Genomic DNA, 18,753 nt, shown 5'->3' on the forward strand with positions numbered 1-18,753 from the left:
AGACAGCTTTCCGAAAGCGGCGGGCGCGCCGGGGCCTGCTGGCCGCAGCCAGGTGGTCGGCAGCTCCGGGAGTTTCCCGTGCGGCCCCGCCAGTGCCGTCGCGTGGCAGGGCGGTGGGGTAGGCGCCGTCTCGGAGTCCCGTGCTGGCCTGCGCGGCCGAAACGCCGGCCGGGATCGGGCGCGCGGCGCCGTGGCGATGCCGTGGTCGCGCGCGGGCTCCCCGCCGCAAGGAGCGGTGCTCCTCGCCCCTCGACTGGCCCTGATGGGACGATAATGACGCTATGATTACACTCGTGGCTTCGGTGTAGTTTCCCGCTCCAGCGGCCGGCTGTGAGCCGGCAGGTAGGCGCGACTGCCAGACGATCCCGCTCTGGCAGCGTCTCCGGAGGGCCTCGTCGAAGCCGCGAGCATCCTTTCCGCGGGCCCCTCGCATGGCCGCGCTCTGCCGGACGCGGCCCATGGGTCGGCCGTCGCACGACCTCCCTGGCAACTGAGGTGGTGGTGCGGGAGTGGCGCTGGCGCCGTCACGGTGGGCCACGCCCCGCTGGCCCTTGGCAGTGCTGGGAGGTCGGGCTCTGCTCCCGAGGGGGTGCCGGTGCGAAAGGTAGTTCAGCAGGTACGCGATAGCACAGTAGGGAGGACGGCGCCCTTATCCCCTCGGCGTTTCCGTCGGCCAAAGGGCGCCAAGCGAGCGGATGACATCCCCCACGCCTCACAGCAGTCACAGCACTGCCGCCGCGCTCGTCCAGGCGTTCCTGGCCACCGGCGACACCCTGGCCGACCGGGCCGATCTGGCCGGCTTTCTGCGGCAACACCACCTCGTGACCGAGGGCTCGATCCCAATCACCCTCGCCGACTTCGACGAAGCGATCACCCTGCGCGAGGGGTTACGTGCACAGTTGTCCCATGCCGCGGGCGAAGTCCCCGATGAGGAAGCACTCGCGCGGGGTCAGCGGGTTCTCGACGGGCTGCGGGTCACCGTGCGCCTGAGCCCCGACGGCGATCCCCACCAGCCTCCCCTTGCGCCCGCTGTGGTCGACGAGGTGCGCCGCGGTCTGGCGCGTATCGCCGGGGCGTGGGCGACCCTGCTCGCCACGGGGGAGTGGCGCTCCATCGCGTATTGAGTCGGCCACGCCGCCGCCGGGGCGGCATCGGCCGACTAGCCTCGTCCGCGGCGTTTGAGGTAGCGCTCGAACTCCCGGGCGATCGCTTCGCCCGTGGCTTCGGGAAGCTCGGCGGCATCCTTCGCCTCTTCCAGACTGCGGACGTAGTCGGCGATGTCAGAGTCTTCCGAGGCGAGTTCATCGACCCCGTGCTCCCACGCCCGCGCCTCTTCGGGGAGCTCTCCCAAGGGCACGGTCAAATCGAGGATGTCCTCCACGCGCCGCAGCAGCGACAGGCTTCCCTTGGGGCAGGGCGGGTGCGCCACGTAGTGCGGCACCGCAGCCCACAGTGAGACCGTCTCCATGCCGGCGGTGGCGAAGACCTCTTGGAGCACCCCCACGATACCGGTGGGTCCCTCGTAGGAGGTGGGCTCCAGGTTCAGCTCGCGCCCCAACCTCTCGGGTGCGGCCACACTGGTGATCGGCACGGGGCGAGTATGGGGGGAGTCGGCCAGCAGGGCGCCCAGCATGACGACGCGGCCCACTCCGAGCTCGCGGGCCACGGCTAGCAGGTCGCCGGCGAATCCGCGCCAGCGCATGTTCGGCTCCGCCCCGCGCACGAGCAGGACGTCACGCCCGGCGACACGCCGCCGCGCGAGGTAGACGCGCGTCGTTGGCCATGTGATACCACGGCTTTCGCCGTTGGCGACATCGCCACGTGGCCGCGACACCTGGAAGTCGTAGTAGTCATCGGGATCGAGGGCGAGCAGTTCCTCGGCTTCCCACGCCTTCACCAGGTGGTCGATGGCCCCGCTTGCGGCCTCGCCGGCGTCGTTCCAGCCTTCGAACGCGGCCACCATGACCGGCTCGACGAGCTCAGGAACGCTGTCGAGCTCAGGCACCGGCCGCCTCCTCACTTGGCCCCCGTTGGGGCGATATCTCGGCTACACCTTCGTTTCGTGACGCGTACTTCCAGCCTTACCACGACCCACCGTCGCAGCGGTAGCACTTTCGCCGTGCGCGCAAGGTGAGCCCAACTCGGCCAGATACGCCCACCCTACGCGCTCGTGCTGAATGGCGCAGAGTTACGGCGCGGGTGTCGGCCACCCATGCGGGTGGCACCGCGCGCACCCCCAGGCGCGTCTTGCCCTCATTGCAACACCGTCGGAGCCTTCGCTGTTCCCACCGGCGCCGCGACCGGGGCGGCACTCCCGCTGTCCGGGGTGTCGGATACGGCCTATCACCCCGGTAGGCCATAGCTGGATTGAGGCCGTGCGATAGTCTCATGTGCCAGCGACCGGAAACGACAGCGCTGTCACCGGCCATGGATCCATCCGTCGACCCACAGCAGGCGAGCGCTGTTAGGCGACCCGTGTCTGTGGGTCGGCGAGCCGCCGACACTACAGTGAAGGGTTATGAGCTCTCGACTCACCTTCCGGGAAGCACTCGCTGAGCGCGTTCTCGTCGCTGACGGGGCGATGGGGACCATGCTTCAGCAACACGACCTCAGCCTTGACGATTTTCAGGGCTACGAAGGCTGTAACGAGATTCTCAACGTCACCCGCCCCGACGTGGTGCGCGCCACCCATGCCGCATTCTTCGACGTCGGCTCCGACTGCGTCGAGACCAACACATTCGGCGCGAACTTCGGGAATCTCGGCGAGTACGACATCACGGAACGCACCTACGAACTGGCGGAATCCGGCGCGCGGCTCGCCCGCGACGTCGCCGACTCCTACTCCACCCCTGACCACCCCCGCTACGTCCTCGGCTCCGTAGGCCCGGGCACCAAGCTCCCCACGCTGGGCCATGCCCCCTACCGAACGCTACGCGACTACTACGAGGAGTGCGCGCGGGGGCTCATCGACGGTGGAGCCGACGCCATTCTCGTCGAGACCTGTCAGGATCTACTTCAGACCAAGGCGGCCATCATCGGCGCCCAGCGCGCCCGCCGCGCCATGGGCTCTGACATCTTCATCATCGGGCAGGTCACCATCGAGACGACCGGCACCATGCTGGTTGGCTCGGAGATCGGTGCGGCGCTGACCGCGCTGGAGCCCCTGGAGATCGAGATGATCGGTCTCAACTGTGCGACGGGGCCCGCCGAGATGAGCGAGCACCTGCGCTACCTCGCCCAACACTCCCGCCTGCCCATCTCGTGCATGCCCAACGCCGGCCTGCCGGAACTGGGCGCCAACGGCGCGGTCTACCCCCTCCAGCCCCACGAACTGGCCGACGCCCACGACTCCTTCACCAGCGAGTTCGGCCTGTCCCTGGTGGGCGGCTGCTGTGGCACCACCCCTGAGCACCTGCGTCAGGTCGTCGAACGGGTCGGCGGACGCGAGATCAAACAGCGCCAGATCGAGACCGCCGCCGCGGCGTCGTCGGTCTACCAGAGTGTGCCCTTCCGCCAAGACGCCAGCTTCCTGGCCATCGGTGAGCGCACCAACGCCAACGGCTCCAAGAAGTTCCGCGAGGCCATGGTCGAGGAGCGCTACGACGACTGCGTCCAGATCGCCCGCGACCAGATCCGCGACGGCGCCCACCTGCTCGATCTGTGTGTCGATTACGTGGGACGCGACGGTGTGCGCGACATGACCGAGCTCGCCTCCCGGCTGGCCACGGCCTCCACGCTGCCGCTGGTGATCGACTCCACCGAGCCGGCCGTCATCGAGACCGGTCTGGAGCACATGGGGGGCCGCGCCGTCATCAACTCCGTCAACTACGAAGACGGCGACGGCCCCGAGGCGCGCATCAACCGGATCATGCCGGTGGTCAAGGAGCACGGCGCCGCCGTGGTCGCGCTGACCATCGACGAGGACGGCCAGGCCCGCACCGCCGAGTGGAAGGTGCGCGTAGCCGTCCGGCTCATCGAGGAACTGAAGAACAAGTGGGGCATGCGCGTCGAGGACATCATCGTCGACACGCTGACCTTCCCTATCGCCACCGGCCAGGACGAGACCCGGGGCGACGCCATGGAGACCATCGAAGCCATCCGCGAGGTCAAACGCCGCTACCCGGAGGTGCAGACCACGCTGGGCGTCTCCAACGTCTCCTTCGGGCTCAACGCCGCGGCTCGGATCGTGCTGAACTCGGTGTTCCTCAACGAGTGCGTCGATGCCGGTCTCGACTCGGCCATCGTCCACGCCTCCAAGATCCTGCCGATGGCACGCATCCCTGACGAGCAGCGCGAGGTCGCCCTCGACATGGTCTATGACCGCCGTCGCGAGGGCTACGATCCGCTGGAGCGGTTCCTCCAGCTCTTCGAAGGCGTCGACGCCCAGGAGCTGCGGGCCTCCCGCGCCGAGGAGATGGCCGCGCTGCCGTTGGACGAGCGGCTGCAACGCCGCATCATCGACGGCGAGATGAACGGCATGGAAGCCGATCTCGACGAGGCGCTGCAAGAGCGCTCCGCCCTGGACATCGTCAACGACACGCTGCTGGCCGGTATGAAGGTCGTGGGTGACCTGTTCGGCTCCGGCGAGATGCAGTTGCCCTTCGTGCTCAAGTCGGCCGAGGTCATGAAGTCCGCCGTGGCCTACCTTGAGCCGCACATGGAAAAGGCCGACGACGAGGGCAAGGGTCGCATCGTGCTGGCGACCGTCAAAGGCGACGTCCACGACATCGGCAAGAACCTCGTCGACATCATCCTGTCCAACAACGGCTACGACGTCGTCAACATCGGCATCAAGCAGCCCGTCTCGGCCATCCTGGACGCCGCCAAGGAGCACAAGGCCGACATCATCGGCATGTCCGGCCTGCTGGTGAAATCCACCGTGATCATGAAGGAAAACCTCGAGGAGATGAACTCCCGGGGGATCGCCGAGGACTACCCCGTGCTGCTGGGCGGTGCCGCTCTCACCCGCTCCTTTGTCGAGCAGGACCTCGCCGAGATGTTCAACGGCGAGGTGCGCTACGCCCGTGATGCGTTCGAGGGGCTGCGTCTGATGGACGCCTTCATGGCCGTCAAGCGCGGCGAGGAGGGCGCGGAGCTGCCTGAGCTGCGCCAACGCCGCGTCAAGACCAAGGCGACCCTGGACGTCACCGAACCCGAAGATATGCCCGAACGCAGTGACGTGGCCACCGACAACCCGGTGCCCACCCCGCCGTTCTGGGGCGAGCGCATCAGCAAGGGCATCCCGCTGGCCGACTACACCGCCTTCCTTGACGAGCGAGCCACCTTCATGGGCCAGTGGGGGCTCAAGGGATCGCGTGGCGACGGCCCTAGCTACGAGGAACTGGTCGAAACCGAGGGCCGCCCCCGGCTGCGGATGTGGCTGGACCGTATCCAAACCGAGGGCCTGCTGGAGGCGGCGGTGGTTTACGGCTACTATCCCTGCTACAGCGAAAAGGACGACCTGGTGGTCCTCGACGAGGACGGCAACGAGCGCACCAGGTTCACCTTTCCGCGCCAGCGCCGAGACCGCCACCTGTGCCTGGCCGACTACTTCCGCCCCAAGTCCTCCGGCGAGTTGGACGTGGTCGCCTTCCAGGTGGTCACGGTTGGCGGGGGCATCAGTGCAGCCACCCAGGAGTTGTTCGAGCAAAACGCCTACCGCGACTACCTCGAACTGCACGGTCTGTCGGTGCAGCTCACCGAGGCACTCGCGGAGTACTGGCACACGCGAATCCGCTCCGAGCTGGGCTTCGCCGGCCAAGACCCCGCCGACATCGAGGAGTTCTTCAAGCTGGGCTACCGCGGTGCCCGCTTCTCGCTGGGCTACGGCGCCTGTCCGGATTTGGAGGACCGCGCCAAGATCATGGATCTCCTCCAACCCGACCGTGTTGGGGTCACGTTGTCCGAAGAGTTCCAGCTTGTTCCCGAGCAGGCAACCGACGCGATCGTGGTCCATCACCCTGAGGCGAAATACTTCAACGTATGACCTCTATCGGCACTCCCGTCACTGATCCGCACACGTTCGACACTGCGATGCGGGCTGTCCTGTTCGACATGGACGGCACCCTGATCGACACCGAAGGCATGTGGATGGCCGCCGAGCAGGAGGTCGCCAATGCCCTCGGCGGGGTGTGGACGGCCGAAGACCAGCAGCGCAACGTGGGTGGATCGGCGCGGGCGGCTGCCCGGTACATCCTGGAGCTGACCGGTGCCCCGGTCAGCTCCGAGGAAGTCATGACGATGCTGGCTGACGCTATGCGGCGTCGGCTCACCGCCGGTCCCGGCGTCATGCCGGGCGCCAAAGAGCTGGTCGCCGAGGTGGCGGCCGCCGGGATTCCCACGGCGCTGGTCACCTCGACCCACCGTCCGATCATGGAGATCTCGGTTACCGCCATCGGGGCCGAGCACTTCCATGTGACGGTCACCGGTGACGAGGTGGAGTACAACAAGCCCCACCCCGAGCCCTACCTGACGGCGGCCCGACTGCTGGGAGTCGACCCGGCCCACTGCGTCGCCCTGGAGGACTCGCCGGCCGGTGTGGCAGCCGCGCAGGCGGCGGGGTGTACCACGGTGGCCATCCCGCATCTGGTGCCGATCGACCCGGCTCCGGGACGGGTCGTCATCGACTCGCTGGTCGGAGTCGACCTTGACTGGTTGGGCCGATCCGCGCGACACCGCGCTATGACCGGCTCGCGTGGCGGCTGACCTTCACGAAACAACGCGCGACAAGGGGGCGGCAGAAAACCCTGCCGCCCCCTTGTCGCGCGTTGAGGGGTGACCGCACTCCCTAGGGGAATCGCCCGATGGTCCAGCCGGCGGTGGAGTGGGAGAATGGGGGTATGCCAACACAACTCCCAATCGAAGGTTCGATGTTGGGCGCGGCCCTGACGATTGTCGGGCTGCTCATCTCGTGGGTGGTGTGGCGCCGTAGAGGTGCGGCTGCGGGACTGCGGGGAGTCGCGTGGTCCCTGCTGCCGTTGGCCGCGGGCCTGATGGGCCTGATGACCATTCTGTGGGGACTAGTCACTGAGATCGTGGGCTTTTTCGCGGGACTGGTGTTCAACCCGGTGGTGTGGGCCGGAGTCGCCGTTGCCGCTTTGGCCGTGGTGCTGTGGGTCGTCTCCGGGGTGATGAGAGCCCGCGGTCTGGGAACGAAGGGGCGCGGCGCCAAGAGCGCCAAGGACACCAAGGCAGCGAGCAGCGGCGGCTCCGAAGCCACCGCCGCCGGCAAAGGCGCCGATCGGTCCCAGCAGCAGCTCGGTGGGGCCAAAGCGCCCCAGCAGCAGGGCAGCGGATCGGGTGACGAGGACTTCGGCGACATCGAGGAGATTTTGCGCCGGCGGGGTATCGGCTGAGTCTCCTGGTCGCTTCCTGAAACGGCGGCGGTGCTGCGTCGGTCACGGCTCCACACGGAGCCGCCTTTTCCCGCGCTAGTGGGGCGAGACCGGCGGAATCGCCGCCGGGGCAAGACCGCCGCGGTTCCCGCCTGAAGAGTGCGGCAACGCGCCGGGACACCGCCCGCGGTGGCCCGCTGAGTACGGCTGGGCCGGCTGGCGGCGGATCAACCAGCGTCGGCGTGGCTGCCCCCGACCGCCTCCATCGCATAACACAATGCGTCCGAGGAGGTGTGCAGCGTCGCCCCCATCGAGGTGGCGGTGCGGCGAAGGATCGGTGCGGGCGCCGGAGCTGTCGTGTCGCGTGCTCTCCCTGTGGCTCAGGGGGCAGGAGGTGCCCATGGGGGAGCGGTCGCCGCATGCCGGTATCCGTCACTCCATGTCATCATTTGGTGTCGCAATAGCCAAAAGTGGGTATTCAGCTACTTTCGGTTGTCGTAGGTAGGGGTGGATCGCTAACAGCCCCAAGCACGACCTGTGGGGAGTGATGGGTCATGAACGCGCCATTGGACGCGCCCGAGAGTTCCGCCTCGGCCGCCGCGTCCCCCGGCCCGGGCAGGGAAGCGGCGAGCCAAGGCAAGTCGCTCGGGCAGATCGCGTGGCTGCGGCTCAAGCGTGACAAAGTCGCCATGACCGGCGCCGTCATCGTCGTCATGATGTGCCTGGTAGCCCTGTTCGCCCCTGTCATCGTCAAATTCTTGGGCCACCCGCCCAACGAGTGGCACCAGGAGATGATCGATCCTGTCTTGAGCACCGCCAACGAGCCCTGGGGCGGGGTCAGTGCCGAATATCTCTTCGGGGTGGAGCCCGTCAACGGGCGCGACCTGTTCAGCAGGGTGGTCTACGGTGCCCGCGTCTCCATGCTGATCGGCTTTTTGGCCACCCTCGTCTCCGTAGTCATCGGCACGTTCTTCGGGATCGTCGCCGGCTACTTCGGCGGCTGGGTCGACTCCCTCGTCAGCCGCGCTATGGATGTCTTCCTGGCGTTTCCCCTGTTGTTGTTCGCGATGGCCCTTGTCGGCGTGCTCCCCGACGCCGCCTTCGGACTTCAGGGCAACGCGCTGCGCATCGCCATCCTCGTTTTCATCATCGGTTTCTTCAATTGGCCCTACATCGGTCGCATCATCCGGGGCCAAACCATTTCCCTGCGAGAACGCGAGTTCGTCGAGGCCGCGCGCAGCCTGGGGGCCGGCCATCTCCACATCCTGGGCAAGGAACTGCTCCCCAACCTCGTCGCCCCCATCCTGGTCTATTCGACCCTGCTCATCCCCACCAACATCCTCTTCGAGTCGGCGCTGTCCTTCTTGGGGGTAGGCGTTGCCCCGCCCACCCCCACGTGGGGAGGCATGCTCTCCGACGCGGTGCGGTTCTACAACGCCGCGCCCAACTTCATGCTCGCCCCCGGCATCGCCATCTTCGTCACCGTCTTGGCCTTCAACCTCTTCGGTGACGGACTCCGCGACGCTTTGGACCCGCGCACCCACTAGTCGACCGCCCCGACGCGCCACGTTCGGGCGTGGCCCCACCCTGTCCCGTTCACGTCCCGAGCTATTGCAAACGAGAGGTACGTACCGTGAAAAGACGTTACTTAAAGCTCACCGCGCTGGGCGTCGCAGCGAGCTTGGGTCTCTGTGCCTGCGGCGGCACCGACAGCGGTGACGCCGCACAAAATGAGGCCGTCGACGGCATCGTCCGCCCCACTGACGAACAGGGCGGCACCTTGACCTTCGCCCACTCCAACGAGTTCGACTCAATGGACCCGGGCAACACCTACTACGCCGCCAACTGGAACTTCAGCCGCTTCTACGCGCGCCGGCTGGTCACCTACGCCCAACAGCCCGGCGAGGCCGGCCAGGAGTTGGTCCCCGACCTGGCCACCGACCTGGGCGAGGTCAGCGATGACGGCCTGACCTGGACCTACACCCTCAAGGAAGGGGTGAAATACCAAGACGGCAGCCCCATCGTCGCCGAGCACATCAAGTACGCCATCGCACGCAGCAACTTCGCCACCGACGTCATCAACAAGGGCCCCACCTACTTCGCCGACCTCCTCGACGAAGACGACTACGCCGGCCCCTACCAAGACTCCGACCTCGACAACTTCGAGGCCATCGAGACCCCCGACGAGCGCACCATCGTGTTCCACCTCAAGGAACCCTTCGGCGAGTTCGACTACCTGGCCACGATGCCCCAGACCGCGCCGGTGCCCCCCGACGCCGACACCGGCACGCAGTACCAGACCGAGGTCGTCTCCTCCGGGCCCTACCAGTTCGACGGCCAGTGGCAGCCCGGCTCCACCCTGACGCTGGTCCGCAACGAGCACTACGACCCCGAAACCGACCCGCTGGTGCGCAACCTGCCCGACGAGATCCAGCTCTCCTTCAAGCAAAACGCCGACGACATCGACAACCGGCTGCTCTCGGGAGACCTGCTCGTCGGAGCGGCCGGAGTCGGCGTGCAGACCGCCGCTCGAGGCCGCATCCTGCGCGACGACAACCTCAAAGCCAGATCGGACAATCCGAAGACCGCGTTCCTGTTCTACTTCGCGATCAACCCCAACGTGGCGCCTTTCGACAACAAAGCCTGCCGCGAAGCCGTCCTCTACGGCGCCGACAAGACGCAACTCCAGACCGCCTTCGGCGGACCCACCGCAGGTGACATCGCCACGAGCCTGCTGCCACCCGTCGTCCCCGGCTACGAGGAGATCGACCCCTACGGCACCCCCAACCACGAGGGCGATCCCGACAAGACCCGAGCCAAGCTCGCCGAGTGCGGCCACGAGGACGGCTTCGCCGCCAACATCGCTTACCGCTCCGACCGGCCCGCCGGACAGAAGGCCGCCGAAGCGTTGCAGGCGTCCCTGAGCGAGTACGGCATCACCACCGACCTGAAGGGCTACCCCAGCGGCACCTACACCAATGAACAGGCGGGCTCACCGGAATTCGTCCGTCAAGAGGAACTGGGCATCATGATCTACGGCTGGGGACCCGACTGGAACTCCGGGTACGGCTTCCTCTCCCAGATCGTCGACGGCGACGCCATCAAGCCTGCCGGCAATTCCAACATCTCCGAGCTCGACAACCCCGAGATCAACAAGCTGCTCGACGAGGCTGCCCAAAGCCAGGACAAGCAGCGCCGCGAGGAAATCTACGCCCGCATCGACGAGCTGGCCATGGACTCGGCCACGTTCCTGCCCTTCGCCAACCGCAAGGTCCTGCTCTACCGGCCCGAAGAACTCACCAACGTCTTCGTCAACCCCAATTACCACATGTACGACTACGTCAGCTTGGGCGTCGCCCAGAACTAGTGACCACGGGGGCGGGCTGTGCCGGGCCCGCCCCCCTCGGCCCCGTTAGCGCAAGGCAGGTGAAGGCCACGGCCGCCCGCTGTGATCACATACATTCTCCGCCGCCTCGTCGCCGGCGTCGGCCTGCTGTTGGTGGTCAGCATGGTCGTCTTCGCGATCTTCTTCCTGGTTCCGCGGGTGGCCGGCGCCGACGCCGACACCCTGGCCGCCCGCTACGTCGGCAAATCGCCCAGCCCCGAAGCCGTGGCCGCGGTCAAGGAACGCCTCAACCTGGACGACCCGATCGCCGTCCAGTACGCAGAGTTCGTCAAGGGCCTGGTGATGGGCACCGACTACGACAGCGGCACCGACGTTATCCACTGCTCGGCGCCCTGCTTCGGCTATTCCTTCAACAACAACCTCGAAGTCTGGCCCCAACTCGTCGACCGGCTGCCGGTGACCGCCTCGCTGGCCGCCGGAGCCGCCGTGATCTGGCTCGGCGCCGGGGTATCGATCGGCGTGCTTTCGGCGCTGCGCCGCGGCACCCTCATCGACCGCGCCGCCATGGTCACCGCACTGGCCGGAGTCTCGCTGCCGATCTTTTTCACCGGTTTGGTGTCGCTGGCGCTGCTGAGCTACCAGTGGCAGATCTTCCCGCCCGGCGGCAGCTACACCCCACTGCTGGACAACCCGCTGGAATGGGCCTATGGCCTGATCCTGCCATGGCTGACCCTGGCGTTTCTGTACGCGGCGATGTATGCCCGCATGACCCGCGCCGGCATGCTCGACACGATGGGCGAGGACTACATCCGCACGGCCCGCGCCAAGGGGCTGCCCGAACGCACCGTGGTTACCAAGCACGGGCTGCGCGCCGCGCTGACCCCCATCATCACGATCTTCGGCCTCGACCTAGGACTGATGCTCGGCGGGGCCGTGCTCACCGAGAGCACGTTCTCACTGCCCGGATTGGGCAAGTTCGCGGTCGACGCCATCCGCGCCAACGATTTGCCGGTGGTGCTCGGCGTCACCATGTTCACGGCGCTGTTCGTCGTGGTGGCCAACCTGCTCGTCGACCTTCTCTACGTCTGGGTGGACCCGCGCGTGCGGGCCCCCTCCTGATCCGATCCCGCCCCTTCGGGGCCTGCGAGTCCAACCGTGGAGTGACCATGACCAACGCCTCGCCCGCGCCGACGCCCCCCGTGACACCGCCTCCGGTCGTCAGCGTGCGTGACCTGCGTATCACATTCCCCACGCTGGAGGGACCGCTCACCGCCGTCGACGGACTCTCCTTCGAGCTGTCTCCCGGCGGAGCGCTGGGCATCGTCGGCGAGTCGGGCTCGGGTAAGAGCGCGGCCTCGCTGGCGCTGATGGGGCTGCACCGCGCCACCAACGCCACGGTCACCGGCGACATCACCGTCGCCGGCGTCGATGTGAGCCGCGCCGACGACGCCACCGTGCGCGCCATGCGGGGCAACGACATCGCCATGGTGTTCCAAGACCCGATGTCGGCCCTGCACCCGCAGTACACCATCGGTAATCAGATCGTCGAGGCCTACCGCACCCACCGTCGCTCGGCCAGCGCCGCCCAGGCTCGCCAGCGGGCCATCGACGTCCTCGACCGCGTGGGAATCCCGCACCCGGCCACGCGCATCAACGCCTACCCCCACGAGTTCTCCGGCGGCATGAAGCAGCGGGTACTCATCGCGATGGGCCTGGTGTGCGAACCGAAGGTGCTGCTGGCCGACGAGCCTACGACCGCCCTCGACGTCACCGTGCAGGCCCAGATTCTCGACCTGCTCGAAGACCTGCGCACTGACACGGGCATGGCCCTGATCCTGGTCAGCCACGACCTGGGGGTGGTCGCCGGCTCCACCGAGGACATCATCGTCATGCGCGAGGGCTGCGAGGTCGAAAGCGGCGATGTGCGCCAGGTCTTGAAGTCTCCCGAACACCCCTACACGCGCGACCTCCTCGACGCCGTGCCTCGTCTGGACCTTTCCCGCCAGGAACGGCTCGCCCGGCTACGCACCGAACGGAGCCGGGCCCGCGAAAGCGGCACCGGTTCCGCTCACGTCACCCCCGCACCGCACCCCTCCCCCCGCGGGCCGGTCGACGCCGAACCGCTGGTGCGCGTGGAGAACCTGCGCCGCCGCTTCCGGGTGCGCGGTGGCCTCTTCGGGCGGGCCAGCCACTTCTACGCCGTCGACGGTGTCTCGTTGCAGGTCCACCGCGGGGAGAGCCTGGGCATCGTCGGCGAGTCGGGCTCGGGCAAGAGCACCCTGTCGCGCATGATCACCCGCCTGCTCCCGCCCACGGACGGGCGGATCATCTTCGACGGCCACGACATCACCCACAGCAGCGAGCGCGCGCTGCGGCCCCTGCGCCGCGACATGCAGATCATCTTCCAGAACCCCTACTCGTCGCTGAACCCGCGCCGCACCGTCGGCGACATCGTCGGCGCCGGCCTGCGCGTTCAGGGCAACCGGGACAGCCGGGCCGTCAAACGCCAAGTCAAAGAGTTGTTGGAGCGGGTTGGTCTGGAGCCCGACCACTACGACCGTTTTCCCCACGCCTTCTCCGGCGGCCAGCGCCAGCGCATCGCGATCGCGCGGGCGCTCATCCTCAACCCCAAGCTGGTCATCTGCGACGAGCCGGTCTCGGCCCTCGACGTCTCCACTCAGGAACAGGTGCTTCGCCTCTTGGCTGAGCTCCAGGACGACCTCGACCTGACTCTGATCTTCGTCGCCCACGACCTAGCCGTGGTGCGCCAGGTCAGCGACCGGGTTGTCGTCATGCGTCAGGGCCGCGTCGTGGAGAGCGGCGACGGGGACGCCGTCTACGACACCCCCGAACACCCCTACACTCGTCAGCTTCTCGCCGCCGTTCCCGTCCTCGATCCCGAGGAAGCCCACGAGCGGCGCGTGGAGCGCCAGCGACTCCGCGAGGCCGTCGGCGACGAAGGAGTGGCGTCTTGACCCGCGCCGTGGCGGTGGTCAGTAGCCGCCACGGGTCCGGCGTGCCGCAGGCCGGGTCTGTCGGCCCGCTCCAGCCAGGCCACCGCGCTGGAACGCGCGCACCAGCTCCCCGCCCAGGTTGACCCCGGCGCCCAGCGCGAGCCCCACCGCGACCGCCTCCGACAGGCTGAGCAAGCCGGGGACGACGCCGGCGTCGTCCAGACTGAACTGCAACAGCCCCCGGTAGAGGATGCTGCCTGGCAGCAGCGGCGCAATCGAGGGCACGAGATAGGTCAGCACCGGCCGCTGTTCCCGGCGCGCCAGCCAGTGTCCGACGACTCCGACCGCCACGGCCGCTCCCGCTGTGGCCACGACCACCGGCACATCCAGGAAAGCGCGTAGTCCCGCGTGGATCAGCCAGATCAACAGCCCCAAGACCCCGATGGCCGGCAGGGCGCGACCTGGCACGGCCAGCGAGACCGCGAAGGCAACGGCGATCCCGGCGGCTCCCAGCATCACGACCGGGTTGATCTCCATACTCACGGTGGGCAGGTCGTCCAGGTTCATGCCGACGCCCAGACGCACCGCCGTGTAGGCGACCGCACCCACGCCCGACACGATCGCGCCCAGCGTGAAGAAGACTTCCAGTAACCGTGCGATCGAGGAGACGTAGCTGCCGCTGATCCCGTCCTGCAAGCTTGCCACCAGGGCACGCCCCGGCAGCAGTGCCATGATGTTCCCGGTGATGATGGCGCCGGCCGCCAGCCCCAGATCGAGCTCGGCGCTGATCCACAGCAGCGCCACCCCGATGCTGGAGGCGATCGTCGCGGCTGCCGCCATCTGGTAGAACTCCGCCACGCCCCGCTTGGCCAACACCACCGAGATCCGGTCGCCCAGCACGGTCGCCACAAACGCGGCAGCGGCGATGATGAGCTGCCCGCCGACCATGAGACTGGCGCTGGAGGCGATCAATCCGAAGGCGGTGACCAGCAACCATTTGGGGTAGGGCGGGCGGGAGCGCTTGATGTCCTGTAGCCGTGCGATGGCCCCTTCCAGCTCGACCAGGCCCAACGCCGCGTCCTGCACGAGCGCGTGCAGCTCGTTGACCCGGAAGTAGTCCAGCGCCCGGCGCCGTACCACCCGCTCGCCGGTGATGGGGGCGTGACCCTCGCCGGGGTGGCACGACAGCGTGATGGCGGTGAAGGTCACCGACACCTCGCTGCGCGGCAGCTCGAAAGCCACCGCCAGGCTCAGCATCGATTCGCTGACGACCTCCGTCCCCTCGCCGCTGGCCAGCAGCAGTTCTCCCACGCGCAGCACCAGATCGATCGCTCGGGGATCGGCCAAGGCAGCGGAGTCGTCATCGAGCAGGTCGGCGCTGAACTCCGTATCGTGGGCGACACGCCAGCTACGGAGTCGCCGCAACAGGGTCTCATCGTTGAGCGGCCCCGGCCGCTGCGGTCGCTGCACCATCGGCGGGATGTACTACCTCCTTCTGCGGTGGCCGCCGGGCAGACGGTCACGGCGACGAGCGTGGGTGGGAGAGTCGGGGCTGTGGAGCTGACGGTGCCCCCGCGGGCGGGCTTCGCCCGCGCGGGAGACGACATGGACAGTGGTGCGCGACAGATCCAAAAGCCGAGCGGATACCCCTGAGTGCTACCGAGGAGACGCTTCCTGGAGTCGCCCGGTTGGCGTGCGCCCCCCGTGTAGCGAGAGTGACGTGGGACACACCATGCAGTGCCTCGTGGAGAGAGGCCCTGTGTCGGCAACGCGGCCAGCAGGCAGTGTCATCCCGCTGCCGCCCGCGATTCCTCTCCGGGGCCACCGGCTGCACCGTCAGCCCTGGCCGCCCCGCTTCCCCGGGGCCGTGCGCTCGCCCCGGTCTGCGGTAGCGCCACGTGGCGTGGCGGGTGGGAGCACGCGGTCGGATCAGGTGGGGCCGCCGCGTGTGCCACCAGCGGGCCGCTGGCCCCACCTGATCCGACCGAGAGCCGATACTAGTCCCGGTTGTCGCCGGGGCGCACCAGTCCAGCTTCATAGGCATAGACCACCGCTTGGACCCGGTCGCGCAGATCGAGCTTGGTCAACACATTGCCGACGTGCGTCTTGACGGTGGTCTCACTCACGACCAGCCGGCCGGCGATTTCGGCATTGCTCATCCCGCGAGAAAGCAGCCGCAGCACCTCCCGCTCCCGTTCGGTGAGTTGCTCCAACCGGGGAGGGTGGGCATCGGGGCGCACCGTGGGCAACTGGTGGGCGAATCGGTCGAGGAGTCGCCGGGTGACCGTGGGCGCCACGACAGCCGCACCGTTGGAGACCACCCGGATCGAGGAGAGGAGCTCCTCGGGGGGAGCGCTTTTGAGAAGGAATCCGCTCGCGCCGCCCCGCAGGGCCTCGATGACGTACTCGTCCAGGTCGAACGTGGTCAACACCAGAACACGCACCTGCTGCTCGGCTTCAGCGGCCCAGGCCACGATTTCGCGGGTGGCCGCGATACCGTCCTTGCCCGGCATGCGGACATCCAGCAACACGATGTCGGGCAGCAACTGTTTGGTTGAAGCGAGGGCATCGTTGCCGTCACCGGACTCGCCGACCACGGTGATGTCGGGCTCTGACTCCAAGATGAGCTTGAAGCCGGCGCGCAGCAGTGGCTGGTCATCGACGAGTAGGACACGGATGGACATACGTCAATTCTTCCCGATCCACCCCACCGGCTGAGCCCTGCCGACGAGGCGCCGTCGGCGTCCGCACCGCCGCGTTCACGCCTTTCCCAGCGGGCGCCTACACAGCGGGGAGGGCCCTGGTCTCGTGCTCCACGCCGTGCGGCTGGGGTGAGCCGCGAGCACTCCTTGGCCGGCACCGCCCCGTGCGCGGGTGTGCCAGCGGCCGTGCCGGCCGCGTCCCCAGCCCTTAGCTGCACCGGGGATGCCCGCCCTGCGCTTGCTCTGGGGCGGGACGGGAAGGACCTCCTCGAGACCGCGTCCCGTCCCTTCCCGCGAGGCGCAGCGCTTACCTCGCCCCCTCCGGCAACGGCGGCGGGGTACCGCCGAACTCCGGGCAGTGGGCTTGGTAGTCGCACCAGTCGCACAGCCGGCTGCGGCGCGGCGGCCACACCCCCGAGCGTGCCGTCGCCTCGATATCGCGCCAGATCGCCAGCACATCGGCCTCGGCCGCCCGCAGCTCCTCCTCGGTCGGTTCGTACCAGCGCACCTGGCCATCGCCCAAATACATGAGCTGTAGCCGCGTCGGGACCTCGCCGAATTCCCGCCAGATCATCACGGCGTAGCAAAAGATCTGGAACTTCGCCTTGTCCTCGAAGCGTGGCGGTGGCGCCGAACCGGTCTTGTAGTCGACGACCCGGATGTGGCCGGTGGGGGCGACATCGAGCCGGTCCAGATAGCCGCGCAGCCGCAGCCCCGACTCCAAGGTGACCTCCAGGCGCATCTCGCGCTCGCGCGGCTCCAGGTACTGGGGCTGTTCCAGCTCAAAGTAGCGCCGGAGCAGCCCGCGCGCCTCATCGAGCCAAGCCGCCACCTCAGCGTCGTCGGCGAACAGTTCAGCCACCTCGGGCTGTTTCGTACGCAACCGCTCCCACTGCGGTCGCACCAGCTCCAGGGCCGAAGTCGCCGTGCGCGACTCAGCCGGCAACTCGAACAGCCGCTCTAGCACCGCGTGCACGAGCGTCCCCCGCACGGCAGCGGCGCTGGGCCGTTCCGGCAACCGGTCGATGACGCGAAACCGAAACAGCAGGGGACATTGGAGGAAATCGACCGCCCGCGACGGCGACAGCGTTGGGACCAGGGAAGGCACGCGCTGGGAACTCATGGGTCCTCACCCTACGATCTCCGCCCGTCCCCCCGGCAGCACCACCCACAGCCCGCTGCCACGGCACCCCGGTGGGGACCGCGTAGCCTTGAAGCGTGACGCACAATGGCACCCCGGAGCCCGCACAACGCCACAATGGCGCCGACCGGCATTCGACACCCACCGGCCTGCTCATGGGTCGTCCCTTTGGGATTGCCGTCCGGCTGTCCCCCTCGTGGCTGATCATCGCCGCGATCATCACCGTGCTCTACCAGCCGGTGGTCGAGCGCTCCCTCGGGCTGGGAGCACTGTCCTACCTGGTCGCGTTCTTGTTCGCGGTGCTGCTGTACGCCTCGGTGCTCATCCACGAACTCGCCCACGCGCTCGCGGCGCGCGGTTATGGCTTACCCGTGCGCGGCATCACGCTCTACATGCTCGGCGGTGTCTCTCACATCGACCGCGAACCCCAAACTCCGGGGCGCGAGTTTTGGGTCGCCTTCTCCGGGCCGTTGCTGTCACTCGTCTTGGCCGCTGTCGGCTTCGTCGGCTACCGCTTCGTCGACCCGGCCACCGTGGCGGGTGTTCTCGTGTGGCAGTTGTGGGTGGCCAACCTCCTGGTCGGGGTCTTCAACCTGCTGCCCGGGCTGCCGCTGGACGGGGGGCGGCTGCTGCGCGCCGCTGTGTGGGCTCTCACGGGCAACCCGACCACCGGCACCGTCGCCGCAGCCTGGGGCGGCCGTGCCTTAGCAGTGTGCGTCATCGCGCTGCCGCTGCTGTTGGCTTGGCTCAGTGCGACGCGCCCTGACCTGTTCCTGGTGGCCTCGGGGGTTGTGCTGGGCGGATTCATCTGGATGGGCGCCAGCAGCGCGCTGCGTTCTGCACGCTTTTGGCGGCGTCTGCCGCGGCTACGCGCCCGCGAGCTGGCCCACCGTCCGATCACCGTGCCCGCGGAAACTCCCCTCAGCGAAGCACTGCGGCGCAGCGACGAGGCCGGCGCCAGCGCCGTCGTTGTCACCGACACAGCGGGCACGGCCACCTCGATCGTCAACGACGCCGCAGCCCAGGCCGTGCCGGAGCAGCGGCGCCCGTGGGTGCCGGTGTCGAGCGTGGCGCGCGCCATCACTTCCGGGAGCGTGGTCTCGGCCGCTTTGGAGGGCGCCGACCTGTTGGAGGCACTGCGCCACCATCCGGCTCCGGACTACCTGCTGGTCGACAGCGAGCACGTGGTCGGTGTCCTGCGTGCCGCCGACGTCGAGGCGGTGTTCAACCGCAGGTGAGAGGTTGGCTGGCTGCCGTGTGCGGCAGCCAGCCAAAA

General features: G+C 68.1%; 13 protein-coding genes. 9 read left to right on the plus strand and 4 right to left on the minus strand.

Annotation, left to right across the window (positions count from 1 at the left end; translation table 11 throughout):
- Nucleotides 1–695: 695 nt before the first annotated feature.
- Nucleotides 696–1,124, plus strand: a complete 429-nt coding sequence (locus tag ABD848_RS03495; protein ID WP_344967170.1) for an ABATE domain-containing protein — start codon at nt 696–698, stop codon at nt 1,122–1,124.
- A 35-nt stretch (nt 1,125–1,159) separates the two neighbouring features.
- On the opposite strand, the gene ABD848_RS03500 is transcribed toward ABD848_RS03495, so the two are convergent.
- On the minus strand, nt 1,160–2,005 hold the full coding sequence (locus ABD848_RS03500) for a PAC2 family protein (protein ID WP_344967172.1): 846 nt from the start codon (nt 2,003–2,005) through the stop codon (nt 1,160–1,162).
- 513 nt (nt 2,006–2,518) lie between these two features.
- On the opposite strand from ABD848_RS03500, the gene metH reads away from it, so the two are divergent.
- The 7 genes from metH (at nt 2,519) to ABD848_RS03535 (ending at nt 13,655) form a co-directional block, all read left to right on the plus strand.
- Entirely contained in the window at nt 2,519–5,986 is a 3,468-nt protein-coding gene (gene metH / locus ABD848_RS03505; protein ID WP_344967174.1) for a methionine synthase, read from the plus strand.
- Complete coding sequence (locus tag ABD848_RS03510) at nt 5,983–6,705, plus strand: HAD family hydrolase (RefSeq protein ID WP_344967176.1); 723 nt, start codon at nt 5,983–5,985, stop codon at nt 6,703–6,705. The genes metH and ABD848_RS03510 overlap by 4 nt, the downstream gene beginning before the upstream one ends.
- 134 nt (nt 6,706–6,839) lie before the next feature.
- Nucleotides 6,840–7,355 (plus strand): cellulose synthase, encoded by a 516-nt coding sequence (locus ABD848_RS03515; protein ID WP_344967178.1) that lies wholly within the window; start codon nt 6,840–6,842, stop codon nt 7,353–7,355.
- Nucleotides 7,356–7,888: 533 nt separating this feature from the next.
- On the plus strand, nt 7,889–8,881 hold the full coding sequence (locus ABD848_RS03520; RefSeq protein WP_344967180.1) for an ABC transporter permease: 993 nt from the start codon (nt 7,889–7,891) through the stop codon (nt 8,879–8,881).
- 86 nt (nt 8,882–8,967) lie between these two features.
- Nucleotides 8,968–10,701 (plus strand): ABC transporter substrate-binding protein, encoded by a 1,734-nt coding sequence (locus tag ABD848_RS03525; RefSeq protein ID WP_344967182.1) that lies wholly within the window; start codon nt 8,968–8,970, stop codon nt 10,699–10,701.
- An 81-nt stretch (nt 10,702–10,782) separates the two neighbouring features.
- Nucleotides 10,783–11,799, plus strand: coding sequence for an ABC transporter permease (locus ABD848_RS03530; protein WP_344967184.1), 1,017 nt, complete (start codon nt 10,783–10,785; stop codon nt 11,797–11,799).
- A gap of 47 nt (nt 11,800–11,846) precedes the next feature.
- Nucleotides 11,847–13,655, plus strand: a complete 1,809-nt coding sequence (locus ABD848_RS03535; protein ID WP_344967186.1) for an ABC transporter ATP-binding protein — start codon at nt 11,847–11,849, stop codon at nt 13,653–13,655.
- A gap of 18 nt (nt 13,656–13,673) precedes the next feature.
- Here the strand turns inward: ABD848_RS03535 and ABD848_RS03540 are convergent, their stop codons facing one another.
- From ABD848_RS03540 to ABD848_RS03550, 3 genes are all read right to left on the minus strand, one after another.
- Entirely contained in the window at nt 13,674–15,107 is a 1,434-nt protein-coding gene (locus tag ABD848_RS03540; protein ID WP_344967188.1) for a threonine/serine exporter family protein, read from the minus strand.
- Between the two features lie 524 nt (nt 15,108–15,631).
- Complete coding sequence (locus ABD848_RS03545; protein WP_344967190.1) at nt 15,632–16,318, minus strand: response regulator transcription factor; 687 nt, start codon at nt 16,316–16,318, stop codon at nt 15,632–15,634.
- A gap of 325 nt (nt 16,319–16,643) precedes the next feature.
- Complete coding sequence (locus ABD848_RS03550; protein WP_344967192.1) at nt 16,644–17,459, minus strand: RecB family exonuclease; 816 nt, start codon at nt 17,457–17,459, stop codon at nt 16,644–16,646.
- A gap of 95 nt (nt 17,460–17,554) precedes the next feature.
- Between ABD848_RS03550 and ABD848_RS03555 the strand changes: the two genes are divergently transcribed.
- The gene (locus tag ABD848_RS03555; RefSeq protein ID WP_425567407.1) at nt 17,555–18,715 is read left to right on the plus strand and encodes a site-2 protease family protein; all 1,161 of its coding nucleotides are present in this window, start codon (nt 17,555–17,557) and stop codon (nt 18,713–18,715) included.
- Nucleotides 18,716–18,753 lie beyond the last annotated feature (38 nt).

This window comes from Salinactinospora qingdaonensis (genome assembly GCF_039539445.1).
In the GTDB taxonomy this organism is placed as follows: Bacteria; Actinomycetota; Actinomycetes; order Streptosporangiales; family Streptosporangiaceae; genus Salinactinospora; species Salinactinospora qingdaonensis.

Coding starts and splice junctions, on each gene's coding strand:
- ABD848_RS03550 (WP_344967192.1), bottom strand. CDS start 17,459: ATGAGTTCCCAGCGCGTGCCTTCCCTGGTCCCAACGCTGTCGCCGTCG.
- ABD848_RS03515 (WP_344967178.1), top strand. CDS start 6,840: ATGCCAACACAACTCCCAATCGAAGGTTCGATGTTGGGCGCGGCCCTG.
- metH (WP_344967174.1), top strand. CDS start 2,519: ATGAGCTCTCGACTCACCTTCCGGGAAGCACTCGCTGAGCGCGTTCTC.
- ABD848_RS03495 (WP_344967170.1), top strand. CDS start 696: ATGACATCCCCCACGCCTCACAGCAGTCACAGCACTGCCGCCGCGCTC.
- ABD848_RS03545 (WP_344967190.1), bottom strand. CDS start 16,318: ATGTCCATCCGTGTCCTACTCGTCGATGACCAGCCACTGCTGCGCGCC.
- ABD848_RS03535 (WP_344967186.1), top strand. CDS start 11,847: ATGACCAACGCCTCGCCCGCGCCGACGCCCCCCGTGACACCGCCTCCG.
- ABD848_RS03510 (WP_344967176.1), top strand. CDS start 5,983: ATGACCTCTATCGGCACTCCCGTCACTGATCCGCACACGTTCGACACT.
- ABD848_RS03540 (WP_344967188.1), bottom strand. CDS start 15,107: ATGGTGCAGCGACCGCAGCGGCCGGGGCCGCTCAACGATGAGACCCTG.
- ABD848_RS03520 (WP_344967180.1), top strand. CDS start 7,889: ATGAACGCGCCATTGGACGCGCCCGAGAGTTCCGCCTCGGCCGCCGCG.